This is a genomic window from Actinopolyspora lacussalsi (assembly GCA_030803735.1).
Classification (GTDB): domain Bacteria; phylum Actinomycetota; class Actinomycetes; order Mycobacteriales; family Pseudonocardiaceae; genus Actinopolyspora; species Actinopolyspora lacussalsi.
Genome location: JAURUC010000001.1, coordinates 4,814,315 through 4,837,464 on the forward strand (window position 1 = coordinate 4,814,315; position 23,150 = coordinate 4,837,464).

At 68.5% G+C, this 23,150-nt stretch carries 17 protein-coding genes, 1 tRNA gene and 1 riboswitch; of the genes, 9 read left to right on the top strand and 9 right to left on the bottom strand.

From position 1 onward, the window contains the following. Nucleotides 1-18: 18 nt before the first annotated feature. The 7 genes from J2S53_RS21500 to J2S53_RS21530 are packed head-to-tail and all read right to left on the bottom strand — an operon-like array spanning nucleotide 19 to nucleotide 8,196. Nucleotides 19-1,578 carry an ABC transporter ATP-binding protein gene (locus J2S53_RS21500; RefSeq protein WP_456242514.1) on the bottom strand — a complete coding sequence of 520 codons (1,560 nt, stop codon included), beginning with the start codon at nucleotides 1,576-1,578 and terminating at the stop codon, nucleotides 19-21. Then, nucleotides 1,575-2,387 carry an ABC transporter permease subunit gene (locus J2S53_RS21505; protein WP_456242515.1) on the bottom strand — a complete coding sequence of 271 codons (813 nt, stop codon included), beginning with the start codon at nucleotides 2,385-2,387 and terminating at the stop codon, nucleotides 1,575-1,577. The genes J2S53_RS21500 and J2S53_RS21505 overlap by 4 nt, the downstream gene beginning before the upstream one ends. Continuing rightward, entirely contained in the window at nucleotides 2,384-3,334 is a 951-nt protein-coding gene (locus J2S53_RS21510; protein WP_456242516.1) for an ABC transporter permease, read from the bottom strand. Before J2S53_RS21510 ends, J2S53_RS21505 begins: the two co-directional genes overlap by 4 nt. Then, nucleotides 3,331-4,863, bottom strand: a complete 1,533-nt coding sequence (locus J2S53_RS21515) for an ABC transporter substrate-binding protein (protein WP_456242517.1) — start codon at nucleotides 4,861-4,863, stop codon at nucleotides 3,331-3,333. Before J2S53_RS21515 ends, J2S53_RS21510 begins: the two co-directional genes overlap by 4 nt. Continuing rightward, nucleotides 4,860-6,146: an MFS transporter gene (locus J2S53_RS21520; protein WP_456242518.1), complete on the bottom strand. Its 1,287-nt coding sequence runs from the start codon at nucleotides 6,144-6,146 to the stop codon at nucleotides 4,860-4,862. Before J2S53_RS21520 ends, J2S53_RS21515 begins: the two co-directional genes overlap by 4 nt. After that, the gene (locus J2S53_RS21525) at nucleotides 6,143-7,264 is read right to left on the bottom strand and encodes a PLP-dependent cysteine synthase family protein (protein ID WP_456242519.1); all 1,122 of its coding nucleotides are present in this window, start codon (nucleotides 7,262-7,264) and stop codon (nucleotides 6,143-6,145) included. The genes J2S53_RS21520 and J2S53_RS21525 overlap by 4 nt, the downstream gene beginning before the upstream one ends. Then, the gene (locus J2S53_RS21530) at nucleotides 7,261-8,196 is read right to left on the bottom strand and encodes a hypothetical protein (RefSeq protein WP_456242520.1); all 936 of its coding nucleotides are present in this window, start codon (nucleotides 8,194-8,196) and stop codon (nucleotides 7,261-7,263) included. The genes J2S53_RS21525 and J2S53_RS21530 overlap by 4 nt, the downstream gene beginning before the upstream one ends. Nucleotides 8,197-8,402: 206 nt before the next feature. Further along, a riboswitch (cobalamin riboswitch) is annotated at nucleotides 8,403-8,573 on the bottom strand. 198 nt (nucleotides 8,574-8,771) lie between these two features. Here J2S53_RS21530 and J2S53_RS21535 point away from each other — a divergent pair. Together J2S53_RS21535 and J2S53_RS21540 are read left to right on the top strand one after the other, a co-directional pair. Beyond that, on the top strand, nucleotides 8,772-9,317 hold the full coding sequence (locus tag J2S53_RS21535; protein WP_456242521.1) for a GNAT family N-acetyltransferase: 546 nt from the start codon (nucleotides 8,772-8,774) through the stop codon (nucleotides 9,315-9,317). Nucleotides 9,318-9,618: 301 nt separating this feature from the next. Then, the gene (locus J2S53_RS21540) at nucleotides 9,619-11,712 is read left to right on the top strand and encodes a putative bifunctional diguanylate cyclase/phosphodiesterase (protein ID WP_456242522.1); all 2,094 of its coding nucleotides are present in this window, start codon (nucleotides 9,619-9,621) and stop codon (nucleotides 11,710-11,712) included. 227 nt (nucleotides 11,713-11,939) lie between these two features. On the opposite strand, the gene J2S53_RS21545 is transcribed toward J2S53_RS21540, so the two are convergent. Continuing rightward, nucleotides 11,940-12,854, bottom strand: a complete 915-nt coding sequence (locus J2S53_RS21545; RefSeq protein ID WP_456242523.1) for an esterase/lipase family protein — start codon at nucleotides 12,852-12,854, stop codon at nucleotides 11,940-11,942. Between the two features lie 622 nt (nucleotides 12,855-13,476). On the opposite strand from J2S53_RS21545, the gene J2S53_RS21550 reads away from it, so the two are divergent. Continuing rightward, entirely contained in the window at nucleotides 13,477-14,949 is a 1,473-nt protein-coding gene (locus tag J2S53_RS21550) for an MFS transporter (RefSeq protein ID WP_456242524.1), read from the top strand. Between the two features lie 64 nt (nucleotides 14,950-15,013). Continuing rightward, entirely contained in the window at nucleotides 15,014-16,033 is a 1,020-nt protein-coding gene (locus J2S53_RS21555) for an alpha/beta hydrolase (protein ID WP_456242525.1), read from the top strand. A 93-nt stretch (nucleotides 16,034-16,126) separates the two neighbouring features. Here the strand turns inward: J2S53_RS21555 and J2S53_RS21560 are convergent. Then, nucleotides 16,127-16,199, bottom strand: a tRNA-Arg gene (locus J2S53_RS21560). A gap of 431 nt (nucleotides 16,200-16,630) precedes the next feature. On the opposite strand from J2S53_RS21560, the gene J2S53_RS21565 reads away from it, so the two are divergent. From J2S53_RS21565 to thrC, 5 genes are all read left to right on the top strand, one after another. Further along, on the top strand, nucleotides 16,631-17,551 hold the full coding sequence (locus tag J2S53_RS21565; RefSeq protein ID WP_456242526.1) for a cation diffusion facilitator family transporter: 921 nt from the start codon (nucleotides 16,631-16,633) through the stop codon (nucleotides 17,549-17,551). 87 nt (nucleotides 17,552-17,638) lie between these two features. After that, nucleotides 17,639-19,303 carry an arginine--tRNA ligase gene (argS, locus tag J2S53_RS21570; protein WP_456242527.1) on the top strand — a complete coding sequence of 555 codons (1,665 nt, stop codon included), beginning with the start codon at nucleotides 17,639-17,641 and terminating at the stop codon, nucleotides 19,301-19,303. A 12-nt stretch (nucleotides 19,304-19,315) separates the two neighbouring features. Further along, on the top strand, nucleotides 19,316-20,734 hold the full coding sequence (lysA, locus tag J2S53_RS21575) for a diaminopimelate decarboxylase (protein WP_130466580.1): 1,419 nt from the start codon (nucleotides 19,316-19,318) through the stop codon (nucleotides 20,732-20,734). Next, nucleotides 20,735-22,039 (top strand): homoserine dehydrogenase, encoded by a 1,305-nt coding sequence (locus J2S53_RS21580; protein ID WP_130466581.1) that lies wholly within the window; start codon nucleotides 20,735-20,737, stop codon nucleotides 22,037-22,039. Then, nucleotides 22,036-23,127 (top strand): threonine synthase, encoded by a 1,092-nt coding sequence (gene thrC, locus J2S53_RS21585; protein ID WP_456242528.1) that lies wholly within the window; start codon nucleotides 22,036-22,038, stop codon nucleotides 23,125-23,127. The genes J2S53_RS21580 and thrC overlap by 4 nt, the downstream gene beginning before the upstream one ends. The last annotated feature ends 23 nt before the right edge of the window (nucleotides 23,128-23,150 follow it).

Consider the following 23,150-nt stretch of genomic DNA (forward strand, 5'->3'; position numbering starts at 1 on the left):
GACCGCGCCGGGCGGGTGCTACCGCCGCGCGGCGGTGACGAGACGGGTTGCCACGGTCGACCGGGGCGATCCCAGCAACCTCCCGGTAGGAGCCCGTTCCACGCAGCGCCCCTCCGCCATCACCAGCACCTCGTCGGCCAACGGTGCCACCGCCGCCAGGTCGTGACTGATCAGCACGAGTCCGATCGCGGAACGTTCGGTGATCTCGCGCAGCAGCCCGAGCAGTTCGGACTGGTTGACCACGTCCTGCGCGGCCGTGATCTCGTCGCAGATCAGCACGGCCGGTTCGGCCAGCAACGCCCGGGCCAGGGCCGCGCGTTGCAGCTGGCCTCCCGACAGCTCGGCCGGACGCCGCTCGTGCGTGGCCTCGTCCAACCCCACGGAGCGGAGCGCACGTGCGCTCTCCTCCCGCGCCGACCGTCGGGTGCCACCCCGGTTCAGCCGGACGGTGCGGGCCAGTTGCCTTCCGACGGTGCGGAACTCGTCGAACGAGGCCCTGGCGTCCTGGTGTACGTACTGCACCGCGCCGCGCTGCCGTCTGCTCCGTAGGTGGATGTCGTTGTCCAGTACGGCGCCGTCGAGCTCGATCCGACCGGAATCGGCCGGGGTGAGCCCGGCGAGACAGCGTGCCAGCGTGGTCTTGCCCGCCCCGGAACGTCCCACGACGGCAACGCGGTGTCCCGGGGGAACGGCCAGTTCGGCCTCGTGCAGCAGCGGGACACCGGTGGGACTCGTACTGCGGAGACCGTCCGCCCGCAGACCACCCACCGAGGGCGACGGATCCGGTTCGGTGATTCCGCGTCCGGACACCGGGAGCCGTGGTTCGGCGGCGAGCAGCGCACCCGTGTACTCGTGCGCCGGCTCGCGCAGCACCCTTCCGGTGACTCCCCGCTCCACGACCTCCCCGTCGCGCAGCACCATCACCCCGTCCGCCAGTTCCCGCGCCAACCCGAGGTCGTGCGTCAGCAGCAGTACCCCGGTCCCCGTGCCGGTGAGCTCGCGCAGCGTGTCGACGGTTTCGGCCCGGGTCACCGTGTCCAGGCCACTGGTGGGTTCGTCCAGTATCAACAGTTCGGGTTCGATGATCAGCGCGTGGGCCAGGGCCACGCGCTGTTGCTGTCCCCCGGAGAGCTGGTGCGGAAACCGTCGCAGCAGGCGCTCGTCCGGGGGCAGGTGCGCCGATTCGAGCGCCCGGCGAACCGCATCGCGGCGTCGCTCGCGGGGCCGGTGGCTCGGTGGGGCCAGTTCACCGAGCACGCTGCCGATCCGCCGCGCCGGATTGAGCACCGCGGCCGGGTGCTGGGGCAGGTAGCCGATTTTCCGGGAGCGGGCGGCTCGCCGTTGCCGTTCACGCAGCGAGAGCAGATCCAGCCCGCGTAGCCGTACGTTGCCGGACAGCTCCACACCGCTGCCGTGCTCGCCCTGGGCGGCCAGCCCCAGTGTCGTCTTGCCACTGCCGGATTCCCCGAGCACGCACAGCGTTTCCCCGGGATTCACGCCCAGCGTCACGTCGTCGAGCAGGCGGGTTCCCGCCGCGTTCGCAGCCAGGCCGGTGATTTCGAGAAGTGATCGGTTCAACGTCGTACCGTCCGTCGGTTCGACAGACTCCGGTCCACCACGAGATTGACCCCCGTACACAGCGACACCAGCAGCAGTGCGGGGACGGTCACCGCCCACGGCTGGATGAACAGCGCGTCCCGGTTCAGTTCGATCAACACCGCCCAGTCGGTGGCCGACGAGGCCAGCCCGAGCCCCAGGAAGTTCGCCGAGGCCATCAGGTACAGCACCAGGTTGAGCCGGGACGCCGCGTCCACCAGCACCGGCCCGACCACCGAGCGGCCGAGATAGCCCAGCCTGATCCGGGCACACCCCTCGCCCTGCATGAGCATCGACTCCACCGCGGTGCTGGTCCCGGGACGCAGCGCGGCGGTGCGCGCTATCCGGACCACGGCGGGCAGCTGCAGCGTGGCTATCGCGAGTACCAGTGTCGTGGTGCCCCGCCAGCCTGTCGCCGCCAGCACAAGCAGCACCAGCAGTCCGGGCAGTGCCAGCAGGAAGTCCAGCAGCCGCAGCACCAGTCGGTCCGCCCACCGCCGTCGTCCCCCGGCGATTACCAGCGCGATCGGAACCCCGATCAGGTAGGACAGCAGCAGCGCGGCCGCGGCCATGGTCACGATGGAGGTGCCGCCGCTGAGCGCCAGCGCCAGCACGTCGCGCCCGAGTTCGTCGGTGCCCAGCGGATGTCCGGGGCCGGGAGGTGAGAGCGAACCACCCTCCGAGCGCGTCGAACCGGCCACCAGCGGTCCGAGGAACGCCGTCAGCACCGGCACCAGCAGCAGGATCCAGCCGACCGGTGTGATCGGGAAACGGTCTCGTGATCGGTTCAAGACGCACTCCGGTGTCGCGGTACAAGCCGGTACGCGGCGATGTCGGCGAGCAGGTTGACCGTCACCGTCGTGCCCGCGAACACCAGCGCGTAGCCCTGGACCGTGGGCAGGTCGCGAGCCATCACCGCGTCGACGAAACCCGAACCCAGTCCGGGAAGGGCGAACAGCGCTTCCACGACCACCACGCCTCCCAGCAGGCCGTCCACGGTGCGCGCGAGCTGCTGTACCGATGGTCCTGCCGCGTTCGGCAGCACGTGCTTGAACAGCAAGGTGCTTTCCCGCAGTCCGTGCGTACGGACGTGCCTGGTGTACTCCGCGGTGTTGGCCTCGGCCACCCCGATCCGGATCTGCCGGGCAAGCGCGCAGAGTTGTTTGCACACCAGCACGACCACCGGCAGCACCAGCACCGCGGGGTGCGTCGCCAGCGAGGTCCCGGAAAGTCCGGCCGCGGTGGCGGGCAACCAGCCCAGCCGCAGTGAGAACAGCGCCACCAGCAGCAGTCCCAGCGCGAACTCCGGTATCGAGTCGAGCACCACGATGACGGAGTTGACCGTCCTGTCCAGCCGTGAGCTCTGGCGCAGCCCGGTGGTGACTCCGATGAGCAGCGCCAGCGGCACGATCACGGCCAGTGCGACACCGGTGAGCACGGCTGTGGTGGCCAGTCCGTCGGCCAGCTCGGCGGTGACCGGCGCGCCGGTCAGCAGCGAGGTGCCGAGATCCCCGTGCGCCAGACCTCCGAGCCAGGCCAGCAGGCGCCGCACGAACGGTTCGTCCAGGCCCAGCTGCTGCCGCAGCGCCTCGATCTGCTCCGGGGTGCCGTGCTTGCCCAGGATCACCACCGCGGTGTCGCCGGGCAGCAGCGCGCTCAGCGCGAAGACCGCCACGGTGACACCGAGGATCTGCAGTACCGCGACCGCCACCCGTCTCGGTACGTACGCGAGTGTCAACCCAGTTCGGCCTCGTCGAACCTGGCCCAGCGCGTCGAGTTCGGCGTGGCCGCGCGCAGACCGCTGACCTGCTTGGACACTCCGACGTTCCAGTTGCTGAATCCCCAGACCATCATGCCGCTGTGGTCGCGTGCGTGCCGCTGTGCCTCGGTGAGCAGTTCGTCGCGCTTCCGCTCGTCCGGCGTGGCGACGGCCTCGTCGTAGCGGTTATTGAACTCGGACGAGTCGTAGCCGGTGTAGTTGGCGCTGACCGACGCCTCGCGCAGTCGTTTGGACAGGTAGCTGGTGATCGGCAGCGTCGCCGTCCTGGTGTGCCCGGCGACGCCCTTCTTCTTGATGTCCGAGTAGTGGGTCTCGGATGGGCCGACCCGGGGGGTGACCTTCAGACCGATCTCGCCGAGCTGCTCGGCGATCAGGTTCGCGGCCGGTTCGAAGTAGGGGTCGGCGGAGCTGGTGTTCAGCTCGAAGTCGAGCCCTTCCGCCCCGGCCTCGCGCAGCAGGCCCCGGGCGTGGTCCACATCGCGTTCGCGTTGCGGAATCTCATCCGGGTAGTACTTGAGTCCCTTGCCGAACAGGTCGTTGCCGAGCTTGCCGCGCTCGTTGAGCACGACCTTGACCAGCGCCTCGCGGTCGACGCCCGAGAGCACCGCGCGCAGGACCCGGCTGTCGTTGAACGGTGGCCTGTCCACCTTGAACGCCACCGCCTGCATGGTGCTGTACGGCGCGGCCAGGATCCTCGCCCCGCTGTCGTCGTCCACGGTCGAGACCGAGTTGGCGCCGATGTCGTGCGAGTAGTGCACCTGCCCGGACAGCAGTGCCGATACCCGTGCGTCCTCCTCGTTGACGGACACGAATTCCAGTTCGGCCGGTTTCGGGGCGCCGTTCCAGTGGTCGGCGAACTTCTCGAACACCGCCGATTCGCCGGTCTCGAACGAGACGAACCGGAAGGGGCCGCTGCCGATCGGCTTGCCGAAGTCCGTGGTGCCCGCGGGCACGATCTCGGTGGCGGGGGCGCCCATCGCGGTGGGGAAGGTGAAGTCCGGTTCGGACAGCACCAGGACGAGTTCGCGGTCCGAGTTCGCCTTGCTGGATTCGAAATCCACTCCCGACAACTGGGGTTGGGCGGGGGAGCCGGTGGCGGGATCGGCGATGCGTCGGTAACTGTAGAGCACGTCCTCGGCGGTCACCGGCTTGTTGTCGTGGAACCTGGCCTCGCGTAACCGGATCCGCCACCGTTTGCCGGTCTCGTCGGGTTCCCACGACTCGGCGAGGCGAGGGATGGGGCTCATGTCCTGGTCGTAACCGAGCAGGGTGTCGAAAAGCGCCTTCGATCGGGCCTGGTCGACGAAGAGGGTGCTGGTGTGCGGATCCAGTGATTCCCGGTCCCCGGAGGTGGAGAACGCCACCCGCAGCCGGTTGTCGCTCGAACTCGCGCCCGTGTTCGCACCGCAGGCCGCGAGTGGGCCGAGTGCCAGGGCGCCCAGTGTCGTCGACAGCACCCGTCTTCTGCTGATACCTCCCGCGTTCACGCCGAGGTCTCCTTTCCTTCCGATAGATTCGGCTCGCTCGATCGAGCGAGCAGCCCGCGCCGCCGCATCGCCGCGGCGCCGCTGCCGCCGGCGAGCCCCACCAGGAGCAGCGCCAGCCAGGGCAGCCATCCCAGCGCCGAGCCGCTGAAGCCGTCGAGCAGGCTGCCTGCCAGCCAGCTCACCGCCGCGGCCACGACGCTGGCAACCAGGTAGTAGAAGCCGTAGTACGTGCCCGCCAGCCGTTCACTGCCCACGATGGGCAGCAGTTCCATGGCGAAGGGGTTGGTGACGGCCATGCCCACGGTGAACAGCACCGTGCCCAGCAGTACCGGCAGACAGGCCAGCGCGATCCCGAGCCAGGAGTCGTCGCCCGCGCCCGAGTGCGTCGGGATGAACGGGTTCGTGAGCAGAACCGGTAGGAAGGACGCACCCATGCAGAACAACCCGGTCGACACCGAGCGTCCCGCACCCCAGTTGCGGCGGCACCAGTCGGTGATCCGCACCTGCCCGAACACCCCGATCAGCGTGGAGACCACGAACACGGCGGCGATCGACCAGGACAGTCCGGAGACGCGTTGAATCTCCAGCGGCATCGTCAGGTACAGCTGGTTGTACAGCGCGAAGTAAGCCGACAGCGACAGCGTAAAGGCCACGAAACGGCGGTTGGTGATCACCTCCCGCCAGCTGCCCAGCACACCGTTCTCCTGCCGCTCGATGTCCCGGTGTGGCAGTACCGCCAGCTGCGCGACCGTCAGCACCGCGAAGGCGACGCAGGCCGAGGTGGCGATCAGCCGGAAGTCGACGCTGAGCAGCGCCGCACCGAGCAGCGGTCCGACCAGGGTGCCCGCGTGGGCGAACACGTTGAACACCGCGAACGCCTCCGCCCTGTGCTCGCCCGCCTCGTGGATGAGGTAGGTGCGCACAGCGGGGTTGAACAGCGCACCGGCGAGCCCGGTGAGCACGGCGGCGACGATCAGGCCGGGCAGCGAGGTGAACAGCCCGAACGAGCCGAAGGCCACCACGCGCAACGCGCAGCCCGTGATGATCATCGGTCTGCATCCCAGCCGGTCGGCCGCGGTGCCGCCGACGAGGAACATGCCCTGTTGGCTGAGGTTGCGGATTCCCAGCACCAGCCCGATCACGGCCGCGCCGTACCCCAGCTGCCCGCTCATGTACGAGGCCAGGAACGGCAACAGCATGTAGAAGCCGAGGGTGATGCCGAACTGGTTGACGACCAGCAGTCGTGCCGCGGGTGACAACCCGCGGAAAGCGGCTCCGCTCAAGACAGTGCACCGTCCTGTCCGCACACCGGGCAGTCGGTTCCGGCGGTACGCCCCGGGCACGGGTCGGCCACGCGGCGGGACCTGCTCCAGCGGGCGGTCCCCTCGTGGCGCTCGTCCTCCCGATCGAGCGGACGCCGCTCTCCCCGCGTGGTGTGCAGTCCGTTGCGATCGACGAACTCGTCGTCGTAGATGGTTTCCCAGTAGCGGTGTGGACCGTCCGGGAAGACGCCCACGATCCGGTCCGGCCCGATCCCGGCCGCGTACCAGGCCGAGACGAGAGCGACCGCGCCGGTACTCCAGCCCCCGCTGACGAAGTTTCCCCGGGCCAGTTCCCGACACGTCCGCGCCGCCTCGGCCGGGCCGACCCAGTGCACCTCGTCGAACCGGTCGTAGGCGACGTTGTCCGGATGGATACTGCTTCCCAGGCCCCGCATCAGGCGTTTCTCCGGTGGTTCGCCGAACAGGGTGGAACCGGGGGAGTCGACTCCGACGATGCGGACGTCCGGCCGGTGCGGGCGGATGGCGGACGCGATACCGGCGCTGTGACCACCGGTGCCAACACTGCAGACCACCGTGTCCAGTCGGTCGAGCTGGTTCAGCAGCTCTCGACCGAGGGGTTCGTAGCCCGCGGCGTTGTCCGGGTTGTTGTACTGATCCGGCCAGAAGGATCCCGCGTGCTCGGCCAGCAGCTCGTTCACCCTGTCGCGGCGTGCCCGTTGCCAACCGCCTCGCGGGTGCGGTTCTCCGACGATCTCGACCCGTGCGCCGTAGGCGCGCAGCAGCGCCAGCGTCAGCGCGTCGATCTCCCGGTCGGTCACCAGGATCACCGGGTGGCCGAGTGCGATTCCCACGTAGGCCAGTCCGATACCCAGGGTTCCGCTGGTGGACTCCACGATCGTGCCGCCCTCGGCGAGCTCGCCGCGGCGGCGTGCTCCGGTCACCATGGACAGTGCCGCTCTGGCCTTCATGCCACCGGGGGAGAGTCCTTCGAGCTTCGCCCAGAACCCCGGCTGCGGATCGGGAAGCGGGGTGGTGACGCGCAGCAGTGGGGTGTTGCCGACCAGTTCGGAGAGGGAGTGGTACTTCCTGTCGCCGGGTACGCGCTGCGGATCGTTCACACCGCACCACCTTCGGTGCGACGCGCCGTCCGAGAGGGTGGCGGGGCGGTGTCCGTCTCAATGCGCTCGTCGGCCCGCGATGGGGTCGTGGCCGGGTAGGTGTGGATGTCACCGGCCTCGCCGGTCAGCCAGAAGAACGGGTACGGCTCCGCGGACAGGGCGGCCACCTCGTCGCCGAGCAGTTCCCGGAAGACGGCGCTGCCGGTCTGCGCGAACACCACCAGCGGTACGCCGCTGTCGCGGCAGTGCGCCGCGATCTCGTCGAAGGTCCCGTTGCCGAGCACCATGCCGGAGGCCAGCACCGCTCCCGCCTCGTTGATCACCTCGGAGTGCTCGGTCCGGATGGGGTCGCCCCATTCGGTGTGTCCACCCTTGAGGTCACAGGGGACGTAGTCGAAGCCGCGTCCGGTCAGCGCCGCCAGCAGCGAGTTCACCACGCCGATCACCGCCACCGGACCGGTCGCCCTCTCGGGCAGCAGGTTCGCCACGATCTCGGCCCGTGCGGTCGACTTCCGCAGCGAGTCGCCGGCCGGGACACGCACGGTTCGGGCAGCGGGATGGGAGGTGTGCGGCCGGAGCCAGGTCAGATACGCGTCCAGCGCGGCGACCCGCACCGCCGTCACGGGGTGTCGGAGCAGCTCGTCGACACTGCTGCCCGCTATCCCGGTGAGCGCTCCCGCGTGGAGTTCGCCGGGCTCGGTGGCGCAGGAACCGACCACCTCGCCGACACGGATGCTGAGCACCGAGTTCACGTACCCCGTGCTTCTGCCGCTGTGCCGTGCGCTCTGTTCGGTGCGGAACGCCACCGAGGCGGTCGTTCGCCGTGGGGTGTTCTCGTCGGGGAGCCCGTTCGCTGCTGTGCGGGTGCGCCGGATCAGGTCGTCCAGCACGGTGCGATGAGGATCCGGAGAAGATAAGTCCGCAGTAGACATAGGTGTCTCCGCGCGTCCCGGTTCGCTCCGGGGAATCGGAGGAGTCGGCCGCGACTGTTGGCGAGAGGTCGTTCAGGCGCGCACGCCGAGTGGGTCGGGTGTCAGCGCGAGTGCGTCGCGGCTTCCGCGACGGGACGGCTCGAACGGTGTCGTGCTCGCAACTCGGTGCGGCAACGTCGTTACCTCCTCCGGGGCTCCGCGACCCCGTACGAATCGGCACGACGGCGGCAGTCTCCTGACTCGTGGTTCCTCACCGTCCACCGCCTTCCCGTCGACTCACTCGACAGTGGCATGTTGGTGGTGGCTACCCACTCACAGTGGCGGGACCGTGCCGGAGTCGCACCGGCTTCCTGGACGCCGTCGTTCGGTTGTTCCGGAGTCAGACGTTCACAGTCCGTAGATGCCCTGTCAAGGTGCGGCAGATCACGACATCGCGGCATCCGAGAATTTTTCCAGCTCAGCGGGGTGTGTTCGGCCACCCGTACGAACGAATTCGATGCAACTATTGTGCAACAGACATCGCATGGCGACTGCCGTGTTCGTTCGAGCCGTTCGAGAACTCCCGAAGGAGCGAGATGACCGAGGAGACCCGGGTGGTGGGGGAGTACGTGGTTCGCCCCGCGGAACCCGCCGACGTCGAGGGTGCGCGCACCCTGATGCTGGACACCTTCTACCGGGTGCTGGGACACGGTTACGTGCCGCGGTGGCACGCCGACGTGATCGACATCGAGGGAACCTACTTCCGCACTCCGGGACACGCGCTGTTCGTCGCCGTGCGCGGCGAGCGGGTCGTGGGCACCGCCTCGGTACGCGCCGACGGCCCCAAGAGTCCGCCCCACCCGGCATGGATCGCCGAGCGCTACCCGTCCGGCCCCACGGCGCAGATCTTCCGCACCTACGTGGACCCGGAACACCGCAGGCAGGGTCTGGCCACCGAACTGGTTCGGTCGGCCTGCTCGTTCATCGCCTCCGTACCCGGCTACGAGTCGATCTATCTGCACACCAACCCGGCCATCGACGGTGCCGAGCCCTTCTGGCGCGCCATCGCCAAGGAGGTCCACGACGCCAGGCGGGATCCCGGGCACGGTTCCACGGTCCACTTCGAGATTCCCATCGCGTGAATTCGTTGACTTCGTGCTCTCCAGTCACCGCTCTGCGGGATCCCGCGCGGGCTCTCGTGCCGTGAGCACGGTGAGCCCCGGCAGAGCATTAGCGGACGGCTGATCCGAGCACTTTTCGTTTTCCACGGTGCCGTGCACACACGGTGGGGCGGGCGGACACTCGAGGGCGGGCCTCACGGCCGGGATGTCGTTCCCGGAACCTCCGGAGCTCACGCCGCGGGTGAGCTCCGTGCCGGGTGGGCATATACGGGTGACGACTCGGGTCGTGCAGGTCGTCGTGTCCCGGCGGCCGGAGCTGATGATGAGCGAAGTGGAGAACGGACCCGGTATCAGGGCCGACGCGGAGGAACTGATCGGCAGGTTCGGCGCGTCGCTTTGGGAGTACGCCGTCTACACCCTCGACCCGTTCGGGGTCGTGTCGACCTGGAACCCCGGAGCGGAGCGAATCACCGGTGCCTCGGCGGCGGAGGTAATCGGGCGCAACATCTCGGTGTTCTACACCGCCGAGCAGCTCGCCGCGGGCGAACCGGAGGAACTGCTCGAACGGGCCGCCCGGTTCGGCAGCCACACCGACGAGGGCTGGCGGGTGCGCAAGGACGGCACCAGGTTCTGGGCGCACGTGACCACCATCGCGCTGTGGTCCAGTGCGGGGACGCTGCGGGGTTTCGCCCGCGTCACCAGGGACGACACCGAGCTGCACTCCAGGCTGGAGCGTTCGCTGCGTCAGTTCCGCGACTTGTTCGGACTCACACCGGTCGGTATCGGCGTGTTCGACCGGTACGGTTACGTGCTCGACTCCAACCCGGCGCTGCGCGAGCTGCTCGGATACGACCAGAACGAGATGCGCGGCGCGCACATCGCCAACATGGTCCACCCGGACGAGCCGGGCAGGGAACCGTTGCGTCGGGCGTTCCGCTCCGGGAACCCGCCGAACGAGGACCTCACTCAGGAGTGGTCCATGATCCGTGCCGACGGACGACGGGTGATCTGCGAACTACACATCGCGAAATCTGTTCGCGCCAGCGGGGAGTCGTTCTGGCTGGCGGTGTTCCAGGACGTTACCGAACGCCACCGGCGCGCGGAGGAATGGCGCTACTGGGCGACGCACGACAGCCTGACCGGACTGCCGAACCGAGCGGCGGTCAACGAGCTGCTCAGCGGAACCGACACGCGTGGTTTCGCGATGCTGTACTGCGACATCATCAACTTCCGGCGGATCAACGAATCACTGGGGTTGCGCGCGGGGGACGAGCTGCTCATCGAACTGGCCAAGCGGATGCGCAGCGACCTGCCGAGGGACTGGCTGGCCGCCCGGATGGCAGCGGACGAGTATCTGATCGTGTGCCCCGAGCCCGCCACGGTGGGGGGAATCGATACGATCGCCGACACTGTCGGCGAGCTGTTCCACCGTCCCGTGTACCTGCGCGGACACCCACCGATCCGGGTCTCCGCCTCCATCGGCATAGCGGTGGGCGACGAGACCACCTCCACCGTCGACGACCTGCTGCGTTCGGCAGGCGCGGCCGTTATGGAAGCCAAGGCGAACGAGCGCAGGCGGATCTCGGTCGCCGGACCGGGGACCATCTCGGAGATGGACCGCAAAGTGGAGCTCGAGAGCGAGCTGCGCGCGGCGATCGAGTCCGACGAGCTGACGCTGTTCTACCAGCCGATAGTCCGCGCGAGCGGCGCGATCGTGGCCGCCGAGGCACTCGTTCGCTGGCGCCATCCCAGTCGGGGGCTGCTCAGCCCCGACACTTTCCTGCCGGTGGCCGAGAGCGCCGATCTGCTCGGGGAACTCGACCGGTGCGTACTGCGCACGGCCATGCGTGACGCCGCGGACTGGCCCGTCAAGCCCGACGGGAAGCAGGCAGCGGTGTCGATCAACCTCGCCGAACTGTCACCCGGCGATCCGGATTTCGCGGCCACACTGGACACGATCGAGGCAGAGACCGGGCTCGACCGGCGGCACGTGGTCATGGAACTGCTGGAAACCTCGTTGATCAACCTCTCCGACCGGGGGAGAAGGACCATGCGCGGACTCACCGAGCAGGGGTTGCGGTTCGCCGTGGACGATTTCGGCACCGGGTATTCCTCACTGGCGCGGTTGCGCGAACTTCCCATCGACGTCATCAAGATCGACCGGGGTTTCGTCACCGATGTCGCGAACACCCGGGCCGACCTCATGGTCATCAAGGCGATCGCCGATCTGGCCAAGGCGATCGGGTGCACCTGCACCGCGGAGGGAGTGGAAACGTTCGAGCAGTTCGAGCTGCTGCGTGACGTCGGTGTGCACACTTTCCAAGGGTGGTTGTTCGCGCCCGCGATGCCTTTGACGGAACTCAAGACGCTACTGGCGGCGGGTCCGCTCGAGCAGCGGACCGGCGAGAACGCGTGAGCGGGAACCCGGTCACCGGAGTTCCCGCCCACCCCGCCCCGCCACTCGAGCAGCCCTACCTACCCGATCTCGGGGCACCCGCGGCGAGAGCCGTGCGAGAGGTTCCGCCCCGACTTCGGCGCGGTGTCAATTTCTCGCGAAATCGCCGCGCCGGCCCAACAGACGAGGCACCGACTCACGTGACGGCTAACCGGCCATCCGAGCGATCCCGTCGGGCACTCGTTACATCAGCAGCCGGGGCGCTGCGCGTCGGCGGGATCGAGAGCGTTGAACACCAGCTGCTGTGCCGTTCCGTTGTAAGAGATACCGATGTGCTCGGTCAGGTCGATGGCACAGAAGTCCTGCAGCGTCAGGTTGGTCACGTTGGGACCGTCTTCCAGGAAGGAGGAAGTGTAGGGCGTGACCACCTCGTCGTACCTGGTGGCGATGTTGGTGTAGTCCACGCCCGGCACCGTTTCACCGTCCGAGTTCAGCTCCGTGATGAAGTCGGATCCCGCCAGTTGCTGCGTGCACGAGGCGCACGGGGGCTGCCCCTCGGGCAGGAATCCGGCCAGTTGGTCGAGCCCGTACAGCGTGGTGCCGTGGTTGGACGGAACGAGGCCGACGAGCGAATCCACTTCGGAAGCGCCGCCGAGGTTCTCGATGTAGTACCTGGGCATCATCCCGCCCTGGGAGTGTCCGACGATGTCCACCTCCTCCGCCCCGGTGGCGGCGAGCACCCGGTCGACGAACCCGCTCAGCTCCCGGGCGGAACGGGTGATCTCGCCGGTTCCCTTGATAGCGCTGTCCGCGCCGCCGCCGTAGTTCAGCGAGAACACGCAGTAGCCGCGTTCGGCCAGTTCCGGTGACAGCTCAGCCCAGTTGTCGTACCGATTCTCGAAGGTCCCGTGCACCAGCACCACCGGATTCGGATGCTCGTCACCCGGTTCGCACGAGAAATCGTTCGATCCGGCTGGTACGGCGTTCGGGTGCTGCTGCGAGTACGCGAACGCGCTCAGGAAGTCGTCCTGTCGTGGGCCGGTTTCCACCGCGGTGTCCTCGGCACTGGAAACACCCGTCATCCCGATTCCGGTGACAGTGGCCAGTGCCAGGGCACCCGTGCCCGCCACCAGACCGCGCGCTAGTCGCGCCGCTCGGTTCATCCTGGCTCCTCTCGAATTCCCGGTCGTCCGAAGCGCACTGGGTGAAACCGTGTTTGCGTGCGGCGACCGAGGATTTTCAGGTCGCCGTTTTCGCTCCGACTCCCGAACCGAAACCCGGTTTTCCTCGTGGGACGGCGCCGAGTCGTTGGATGCGTGAAACGGCGAGTTCAGCGTCCGAGTACGAGGGAACCGGTTCAATGCTCCAAACGAGTGGAAAGCGACCAGCGGAGCGGATTCGCTCGCTTTTCTGTCATTTCGCGGACAACTCCGGATTCCGGTTATGGCAACCACGTGCCAACAGCGCGGTTTCGCGCACCGGAGTGAGTCCGGTGCGGACCCTGTTTGTCACCGGGATTATGGATCGTTTCCGGCACGGCGGTTTTCGGTTGTGCGGAGATCCCTTCGGCAGTAGCTTCCCGCCACGGGCTTCGGTGTGGCGAGGACCGGATTGTTCGGGAGTCGCGTGTGGACCTGATGTGTCGATTCGGATTCCCGTCCCGCTTCGGTGCACCGGCCACGAGTGCTCCGCTGCCGCGCAGGGTGTCTCTCGCGAGATCCCGTTCACGACTTCGACCAGCCGGAGGTGTCGGCATCCCATGACGAGCCCCGATCAGCTGATCCCATGACAGCGGTCCCCAGTGACACCGCTCCCGTCGGGACGAGCCCGGGACGGTCCCCCGTGACGGTGCTGACCGTGGTGGCGCTCGTCGGCTTCGTCACGGCGCTGGACAACACGATCGTCGCGGCCGCCGCGCCCTCCGTGGGACGTGACCTGGGAATCGGCCTCGCGACACTGCAGTGGGTCAGCATCGCCTACATGCTGCCCTACGCAGGGTTGGTACTGGTCGCGGGAACCGTGCTCGATCGACTCGGGGATCGTGCGCTGCTGGCCGGTTTCGGTGTGTTCGTGGCCGGAGCCGTGGTCTGCGGCGCGGCGGGCAGTGCCGTCCCGTTGCTGCTGGGACGGGCCTGTCAGGGAGTCGCCGCCGCCTTCATCGTGCCGGGGACGCTGCGACTGCTGCGCACCGAACTCCCGGAACGGCTGCGCGCCACCGCCGCCGCCACCTGGACCGCGGCCCTGGCCGCCGCGCTGGCACTCGGTCCCTGGCTGGGGGGTGTGGTTTCGCAGTACCTGCACTGGAGCTGGATCTTCTACGGCAATCTGCCGTTCGTGCTGCCCGCCGTGGTGCTGGTCTCGCTCGGGACCTCCCAAGGAGACCGGCGGCGCGCCGCGAAGGTGCGCCTGCCCGCCGCGCTGGCGGTGACCACCGGACTGGTGCTGCTGACATCGGCACTGGTGACAGCTTCGGAAACCGGCACGGATCCCTCGTGGTCAGTGCCGCTGGGAGTGCTCGGCGCACTGCTGCTCGTGGGGTTCGTGCTCGGTGAGCGCCGTGCCGCCGACCCCCTGGTTCCGCGGCGGCTGTTGCGCGGGCGGGTGTTCCCGGGAGCCAACGTGCTGTTGCTGCTGTGGGGGATCGGCATCAGCGGAGTGGTCTTCTTCACACCGCTGGTGCACCAGAGTTATCTCGGGCTGGACCCCGGTACGGCCGGTCTCCCACTGGTGGTGGTCGCGTTCGGGGTGACCGCCGCGACACCGCTGGTGGGGCCGGCGGCCCGCGGGTTCGGCACACATCGGGTGGTCGCCTGCGGGCTCGGTGTGGTCGCGCTGGGGCTGTTCGGACTCGCCGCGGTCAACACCGTCGCCGCGATACTCCCGCGCGTCCCGGCGCTGTTGCTGATCGGTGCGGGGTCGGCCTTCACCGCCCCGATCACTTCCCACGCGTTGGACCGCAGTGACGAGGACGACGCGGGGACCGCCTCCGGGGTGCTCACAGCGTCCCGGGAACTGTCCAGCGCTTTCGGGGTGGCGGTCGTCGGACTGGTCGTTTCCACCGTGCTGCGGCACCGGATCGCAACCGGCAGTCCGGAACCGGCCGCGCTGGCCGCGGGCTACACGCACGGAGTCCTGCTCGCGGCCTCGCTGCAGGTGATCGCGGCGGTACTGGCCTGGTCACTGCTGCGACCCGTTTCCACCGACACCCCCGCTCCGGGGGCGCGACCGACGAGTCGAGTGAAGAATTCGAGGCGATGAGCTCTTGTCGATACGAAGAACCCTACGCGTTGCCGGACGAGCACTCGCGTTATCACTCGTACTGGTGATTTCGCAGCTCCCCGTCGCGACAGCCCCCGGGGTCGCGGCCGACTCCGGCGGTGACAACGGCCCCGATACCGAGCTCTTCTCGTCCGGTCTGCCGTCCTGGGTGCACGACGGTTCCGGCGCACGCGGCGAGCCCGCCGACAACGGTGCGCGGGTCGTCTCGCGCAACTGGGTGGGGCAACGAGCACTGGACCTGGGGATCCGGTCCCCCTCGCTGGCGGATGTCGGGATGGTGCGGGTGCTGCTGCCCCCCGGCTGGCGCGCGCAGCCCTCGAAGGAATGGCCGGTGCTCTACCTGCTGCACGGCTGCTGTGAGCCGGCCGACTACCGGTCGTGGACCGAGTTCACCGATGTTCGCCGGTTCGTCGCCGACAAGCCCGTCATGGTGGTCATGCCCAGTGACGGCTCCGCGGGGATGTACAGCCAGTGGCGCAACTTCGGGATGGCGACCGTCCCGGACTGGGAGACCTTTCACCTCACCGAGGTGCGGCAGATCCTCGAACGCAACTACAACGCGGGGACCCGCAGAGCGGTCGCCGGTGTCTCCATAGGTGGTTTCGGGGCGATGCACTACGCGTTCCGGCGTCCGGACATGTTCCGGGCGGCCGCCTCCTACAGCGGCATGCTCCACACCACCGGTCCGTTCGTGCCCGAGATCGTCAAGGGAATCCTCATCCGCGAGGGATACTACGACTGGAGGGCACTCTGGGGAGACGATCGGGCCAACCGGGAGCTGTGGCGCGCCCACAACCCCTACAACAACGTCGGCGCGCTGCGCGGCACCGATCTCTACGTGTCCGGTGGTAACGGCATCGGTGGACCACTGGACCCGAAGCCGAAGTTCGACGCCCTCGAACCGGCGGCGCTGTACACCTCGAAGCTGTTCGTGCGCGAGCTGCGGACCAACGGTATTTCCGTGACGACGGACTTCTACGGCCGGGGAACGCACAGCTGGCCGTACTGGGAACGCGCACTGCACCGTTCCTGGCCGATGCTCACGGCGGACCTCTACGAGTGACCGGGAATCTCTCTACCGGTGACCGGGAAACGTGCCCCGCGCGAGGCCGCAGGGCATCCTCCCGGCGATTTCGCGAGAAATTGACACTAAGGGTGCCCTCGGCAGGACTCGAACCTGCGACACCCGCCTCCGGAGGGCGGTGCTCTATCCGCTGAGCTACGAGGGCTTTGCTGTTGAACTTCCCAAAGCCTAACCCATACCGTGCCGGGGTTCGACGGTGGGGGTGATCGGGTAGTCGTGACCAGCGTCGCGGCTACCCGCGCCTCGGAGCCCGCGCCTCGTCGCCGAGTCGGTCCTGTCCGTTCGTTTCGGTGAGGCAGCTCGCGGGTGCGTGTTCACGTTCGCGCGGTGCCGTGGTTCGCGGGTCGGGCCCGGGTGTTCCGTGCCTTCCTTCCGGGTATCCGGAATCGGGTGTCCAGCTTCGGGCCTCCCACGCGAGTGGCCCGCCTCGGGCTTCTCCGGCCAGCTCTCTCGGTCGGCCACCCCGTTGGGTACCCCTCCGTGAGTGATGTCACCCATGCGGTGCGTATTTCTTGTTGCGTCGACTTATGCATATGTCACTATGTGTCCGTCGGAAGTCATTCGGGAGGTGCGGCTGTGGGACACGGTCACGGACACGGCGGAACCGGAGAAGCGGCCGCCAGTGCCTCGGGACGTTACGTGCGCAGACTGGCGCTGTCCCTGCTCGTACTGCTGGCGTTCCTGGTCGTCGAGGTCGTCGTCGGCTTCATGACGTCCTCGCTGGCCCTGCTCTCCGACGCGGGCCACATGCTCACCGACGTGCTCGGCATCGGAATGGCCCTGGCCGCCATCACCGCCGCACGTCGGACCTCCGGTTCCAGGAGCACCTTCGGGCTCTACCGGGTGGAGGTGCTGGCCGCCCTGGCCAACGCCGTGCTGCTGTTCGGTGTGGCGGGATACATCCTCTACGAGGCGATCGGGCGCCTGGCGAGCCCTCCGGAGATCCCTGGGCTGCCGATGATGCTCACCGCCGCGGCCGGGCTGGTGGCCAATCTCGTGGTGTTCGCGCTGCTGCGACGCGGCGCGGACGAGAGTCTCAACGTGCGCGGCGCCTACCTGGAAGTGCTCGCCGACACGGTCGGTTCGGTCGGTGTGCTGATCGGCGGTGCGCTCACCTGGGGATTCGGGTGGGGACTGGCGGATCCGATCGTGGCCGTGGCAGTGGGACTGTTCGTGCTGCCCCGGACCTACAAGCTGGCACGACAGGCGCTGCGCATTCTGGTGCAACAGGCACCGGAAGGGGTCGACGTCGAGCGGATGCACGGTGATCTCGTCGACATAGAGCCGGTGACGGAGGTGCACGATCTGCACGTGTGGACGCTGACCTCCGGCATGGAGGTGGCCTCGGCGCACCTCACCACGGTCTCCGAAGCCGACCACTGCGACGTGCTGGCCAGTGCGCAGCGGCTGCTTTCCGAGCGGTACCACATCGAGCACGCGACCCTGCAGATCGAGCCGCACGACCGCACCACCGGCTGTCATTCTCTCAGATGGTGAGACCATGTTCGCCCGGTCCGTTCCGGAACCCACTGTCCCGGCCACCCGCTCGTTAACCAGCGGCATTGCTTTCTTAGACTTCATCAGGTGACACCAGCCGCGCTTGCCGAACTCGTCCGAACGACCGCTGCCGACGTCCTGTCCGCCCGAGGGGTGGACACCTCGGTGCTGCCGGAGAAGGTCACGGTCGAGCGTCCCCGAAACCCGGAGCACGGCGACTACGCGACCAACCTGGCCATGCAGGTCGCCAAACCGGCCGGTCTCAATCCCCGGGAGCTGGCGGGGTGGCTCGCCGAATCGCTCGCACAGCGCGACGAGATCACCTCCGCGGAGGTGGCGGGACCCGGTTTCCTCAACCTGCGGCTCGCCGCCGATGCCCAGGCGGCCATCGTCCGCGACGTGCTGACCAGGCAGGCGGCCTTCGGTGCGGGTGAGCTCTACAGCGGGCTGCGAGTCAACCTGGAATTCGTCTCGGCCAATCCGACCGGACCCATTCACCTGGGGGGAAGTCGTTGGGCCGCCGTCGGTGACGCGCTCGGGCGCGTGCTCACGGCACAGGGCGCCGAGGTGACCAGGGAGTACTACTTCAACGACGCCGGTGCGCAGATCGACCGCTTCGTGCGGTCACTCGTCGCCGCCGCGCTGGGCGAGGAGATCCCCGAGGACGGTTACGGCGGGGAGTACATCGCCGAGATCGCCTCCGAGGTCGTGAAATCCCGTTCGGACGACGTGCTCGCGCTGCCCGCCGAGGAACGCGACGAGGTGTTCCGCAGGGTCGGCGTCGGGCTCATGTTCGACGAGATCAAGCGCAGCCTGCACGAGTTCGGCACCGACTTCGACGTCTTCTTCCACGAGGACTCGCTGCACAACTCCGGCGCGGTCGCCGAATGCGTGCAGCGGCTCAAGGACTCCGGCAACCTCTACCACGCCGAGGGGGCGTGGTGGTTGCGCTCCTCCGAGTTCGGCGACGACAAGGACAGGGTCGTCATAAAGAGCGACGGCGCACCCGCCTACATCGCCGGTGACATCGCCTACCTGCGGGACAAGAGTGACCGCGGCTTCCAACTCTGCCTGTACATGCTCGGCGCGGACCACCACGGCTACGTCTCGCGGCTGAAGGCCGCCGCGGCGGCGATGGGCCAGGATCCCGACTCGGTGGAAGTCCTTATCGGCCAGCTGGTCAACCTGGTTCGGCACGGCGAGCCGGTGCGGATGAGCAAACGCGCGGGCACGGTCGTCACGCTCGAGGACCTAGTCGAGGCGGTAGGGGTGGACGCGGCTCGCTACTCCCTGATCCGTTCCTCGGTCGACTCGGCCGTGGACATCGACCTCGACCTCATCAGCAAGCACACCAACGAGAACCCGGTCTTCTACGTGCAGTACGCGCACGCCAGGTTGTCCTCGTTGCAGCGCAACGCGCTTTCGCTCGGTATCGACCGGGGTGACGTCGAGGCCGCGGACCTGGCGCTGCTCACGCACGACCGGGAAGGCGACCTGATCCGCACGCTGGGAGAGTTCCCCAGGGTGGTGCGCTCGGCCGCGGAGCTGCGCGAGCCGCACCGCGTGGCCCGCTACCTGGAGGACCTGGCCAGCGCGTACCACCGCTTCTACGACTCCTGCCGCGTCCTGCAACCAGGGGACGACCAGCCGGGGCCGTTGACCATCGCCCGGCTGCAGCTCTGTGAAGCGGCCCGCCAGGTGTTGGCGAACGGGCTGAGCCTGCTCGGTGTCAGTGCTCCCGAACAGATGTAGAGGAGGCGCATGATGCGCGCCCATCCAGCCGGGCCGAGGCACGCCGACGTCGCCGTGAACGCCGATGCCGCCGGACCGGCCCCCTCCTCCCCGGAGGAGACCAATCGACTGCACCCCGCCGTCTGGCCCCGCAACGCGACGCGGGGTGCCGACGGGGTTACCACCATCGCCGGATGCGACGTCCGGGAGCTGGCCGAGCGGTACGGCACGCCGCTGTTCGTGCTCGACGAGGACGACTTTCGCGCCCGGTGCCGGGAGTACACCGCCGCGTTCGGCGACCCCGCCGCCGTGCACTACGCCGCCAAGGCGTTCCTGTGCACCGAGGTGGCCCGCTGGGTCGACCAGGAGGGCCTCGGGCTGGACGTCTGCAGCGGTGGTGAACTGCGAGTGGCGCTGCGAGCCGGCTTCCCACCGGAGCGCATCGCGATGCACGGCAACAACAAGTCAACGGCGGAGCTGACGTCAGCGCTCGAAGCCGGGGTCGGCGCGATCGTGCTCGACTCGTTCCACGAGATCGCCAGGCTGGAGCACCTCGCCGCCGAGCACGGTACGCGTCAGCGGGTGATGATCCGGCTGACCGTGGGCGTGGAAGCGCACACCCACGAGTTCATCGCCACCGCGCACGAGGACCAGAAGTTCGGTTTCTCGCTCGCCTCCGGCGACGCCGCCGAAGCGGCGCGCCGTGTGCTGAAGTCGGATTCGCTGCTGCTGGTGGGGCTGCACAGCCACATCGGCTCGCAGATCTTCGACGACAACGGTTTCGAACTGGCGGCACACCGGGTGATCGGTCTGCTGGCCGAACTGCGTGCCGAACACGGTGAGCGGGCGCTGGAGACGGTCGGAACGGTGGACCTCGGCGGTGGCCAGGGCATCGCCTACACCGCCGACGACGATCCACTGCCGCCCGCCGAGCTCGCCGCCGGGCTGAACGAGATCGTGCGCAAGGAGTGCGCGGCGGCCGGGTTCGACCCGCCCCGGATAGCCGTCGAACCGGGCCGTGCCATCGCGGGGCCCGGCACGGTCACGCTCTACGAAGTGGGCACGATCAAGGACGTCGCCCTCGACGGCGGGGCTTCCCGCCGCTACATAAGTGTCGACGGCGGTATGAGTGACAACATCCGGACTTCGCTCTACGACGCCGCATACGACTGCCGACTGGTCTCCCGCGCCGGGGAACGGAGCGGTGCGTTGTCCCGCATCGTGGGCAAACACTGCGAATCCGGCGATGTGGTGGTGCGCGACAGCTGGATGCCCGAGGATGTCGCACCGGGGGATCTGGTGGCGGTGGCCGCCACCGGTGCGTACTGCTACGTGATGGCCAGCAATTACAACCGGCTCCCCAAGCCCGCGGTCGTCGCGGTACGCGACGGGCAGTCGCGGTTGTTGCTCCGCAGGGAGACCGAGGACGACCTGCTTCGCCTGGAGGTGTGAGTGATCGAGGATCGGGAACCGATCAGGGTGGCGCTGCTGGGCTGCGGCACCGTCGGCACCGAGGTGGTGCGCCTGCTGCAGGAGTACCCCACCGAGTACGCCGCTCGAACCGGTGCGCCGGTTCGTGTCACCGGAGTTGCGGTACGTCGTCCGCACAAGCACCCCGATGTGCCCGAGCAGCTGCTGACCACGGACGCCGCCGCCCTGGTGGAGGGCAGTGCGGACGTGGTCGTGGAGCTGATCGGCGGTATCGAACCCGCGCGTTCGCTGTTGCTGGCCGCGCTGCGCGCCGGTAAGTCCGTGGTGACCGCCAACAAGGCACTGCTGGCCGAGCACGGCTCGGAACTGTACGCGGCCGCCGACGCCAACGGGGTGGACATCTACTTCGAGGCGGCGGTGGCCGGGGCGATTCCGCTGCTTCGTCCGCTGCGGGAGTCGCTGGCGGGTGATCGCATCAACCGCGTGACCGGGATCGTCAACGGCACCAGCAACTACATCCTCTCCGCCATGGACTCCACGGGTGCCGGTTACGAGGAGACGCTGGAAGAGGCGGGCCGGCTCGGTTACGCCGAGGCCGACCCCACGGCAGACGTCGACGGATTCGACGCCGCCTCCAAGGCGGCCATCCTGGCTTCACTGGCCTTCCACACCAGGGTCGGCGCCGGTGACGTCCACCGGGAGGGGATCTCGGGTATCGGAGCCGGTGACATCGAGGCGGCACGCTCGCTGAACCGCACGGTCAAGCTGCTGGCCATCTGCGAGCGCGTGATCGACGAGGACGGCACCGAGTCCGTATCCGCGCGCGTTCATCCGGCCATGATTCCGCGTGACCACCCGCTGGCCGGGGTCGGCGGGGCGTTCAACGCGGTCTTCGTCGAAGCCGAGTCCGCGGGGCAGCTCATGTTCTACGGGCAGGGAGCCGGTGGTGCTCCCACCGCCAGTGCGGTGCTGGGCGACCTCGTCGCCGCCGCCCGCAACGTGGTGGTTTCCGGCAAGGGACCGCGCGAGTCCGCGCACGCGCAGCTCCCCGCGCGTTCCATGGACTGGACTCCCACGCGGTACCACATCAGTCTGGACGTGGCCGACCGGCCGGGTGTGCTTTCCCAGGTGGCCGCCACGTTCAACGAACACGACGTCAGTATCTCCGTGGTTCGACAGCAGGGCCGGGGGGCCGATGCCAGCCTCGTGGTGGTCACCCACACCGCCGCGGACTCCGCGCTGCGCGCCACCGTGGAACAGATCGCACGGCTCTCCTCGGTCAACGAGGTCGCCAGCGTTATGCGTGTGGAGGGTGAACCGTCTTGACCTCGCAAGCACAACTCGCGGCGTCCGGGGCAGGTACCGGTTGGCGTGGGATCATCGAAGCCTACGGTGACCGGATCGGCGTTCCCGACGACGCCGAGGTGGTGACCCTGTACGAGGGCAACACCCCGCTGGTGCCCGCCCCGTACCTCTCGGAACTGACCGGTTGCCGGGTCCTTGTCAAGGTCGAGGGGGCCAATCCGACCGGTTCGTTCAAGGACCGCGGTATGACGATGGCGATGACCCACGCCAAGGCCGCGGGCATGCGTGCCGTGATCTGTGCCTCCACCGGCAACACCTCGGCCTCGGCGGCGGCCTACGCCACACGCGCCGGAATGACCTCGGCCGTGCTCGTGCCGCAGGGCAAGATCGCCATGGGCAAGCTCGCCCAGGCAGTGGTGCACGGCGCGCGCATCCTGCAGGTGCGGGGAAGCTTCGACGACTGCCTGGAACTGGCGCGCAAAACGGCGGTGGAGTACCCGGTGACGCTGGTCAACTCCGTCAATCCGGTTCGGTTGGCGGGTCAGAAGACGGCGGCTTTCGAGATCTGCGACGCCCTCGGCACGGCACCGGACGTCCACTGCCTCCCGGTGGGCAACGCGGGAAACATCACCGCCTACTGGGCCGGTTACCGCCAGTACGTCGACGAGGGGCGCAGCGAGCGCGCCCCGGCGATGTTCGGTTTCCAGGCCGCCGGCGCCGCACCGCTGGTTTCCGGTGAGCCCGTCGCGTCGCCCGAAACCGTGGCCACCGCGATCCGTGTCGGCAGCCCGGCCTCCTGGGCCGGGGCGGTGGACGCCAAGAACGCCTCGAACGGGTTGTTCGAGGCGATCACCGACGAGCGGATCCTGGAGGCTTATCGGCTGCTGGCCTCGAAGGAGGGCGTTTTCGTGGAGCCCGCCTCGGCTTCGAGCATCGCCGGGCTGCTCGCCACCTCGGCCGACGGTCGGTTGCCGAGCGGTTCCACTGTTGTGTGCACGGTCACCGGGCACGGCCTCAAGGATCCGGACACCGCGTTGGCCGACATGGTGGAGGTGGAGCCTCTCCCGGTCGATCCGGATGCGGTGGCCACGGCTCTGGAGCTGTCTTGAGTTCCGGTGCCGTCCTTCCCTCC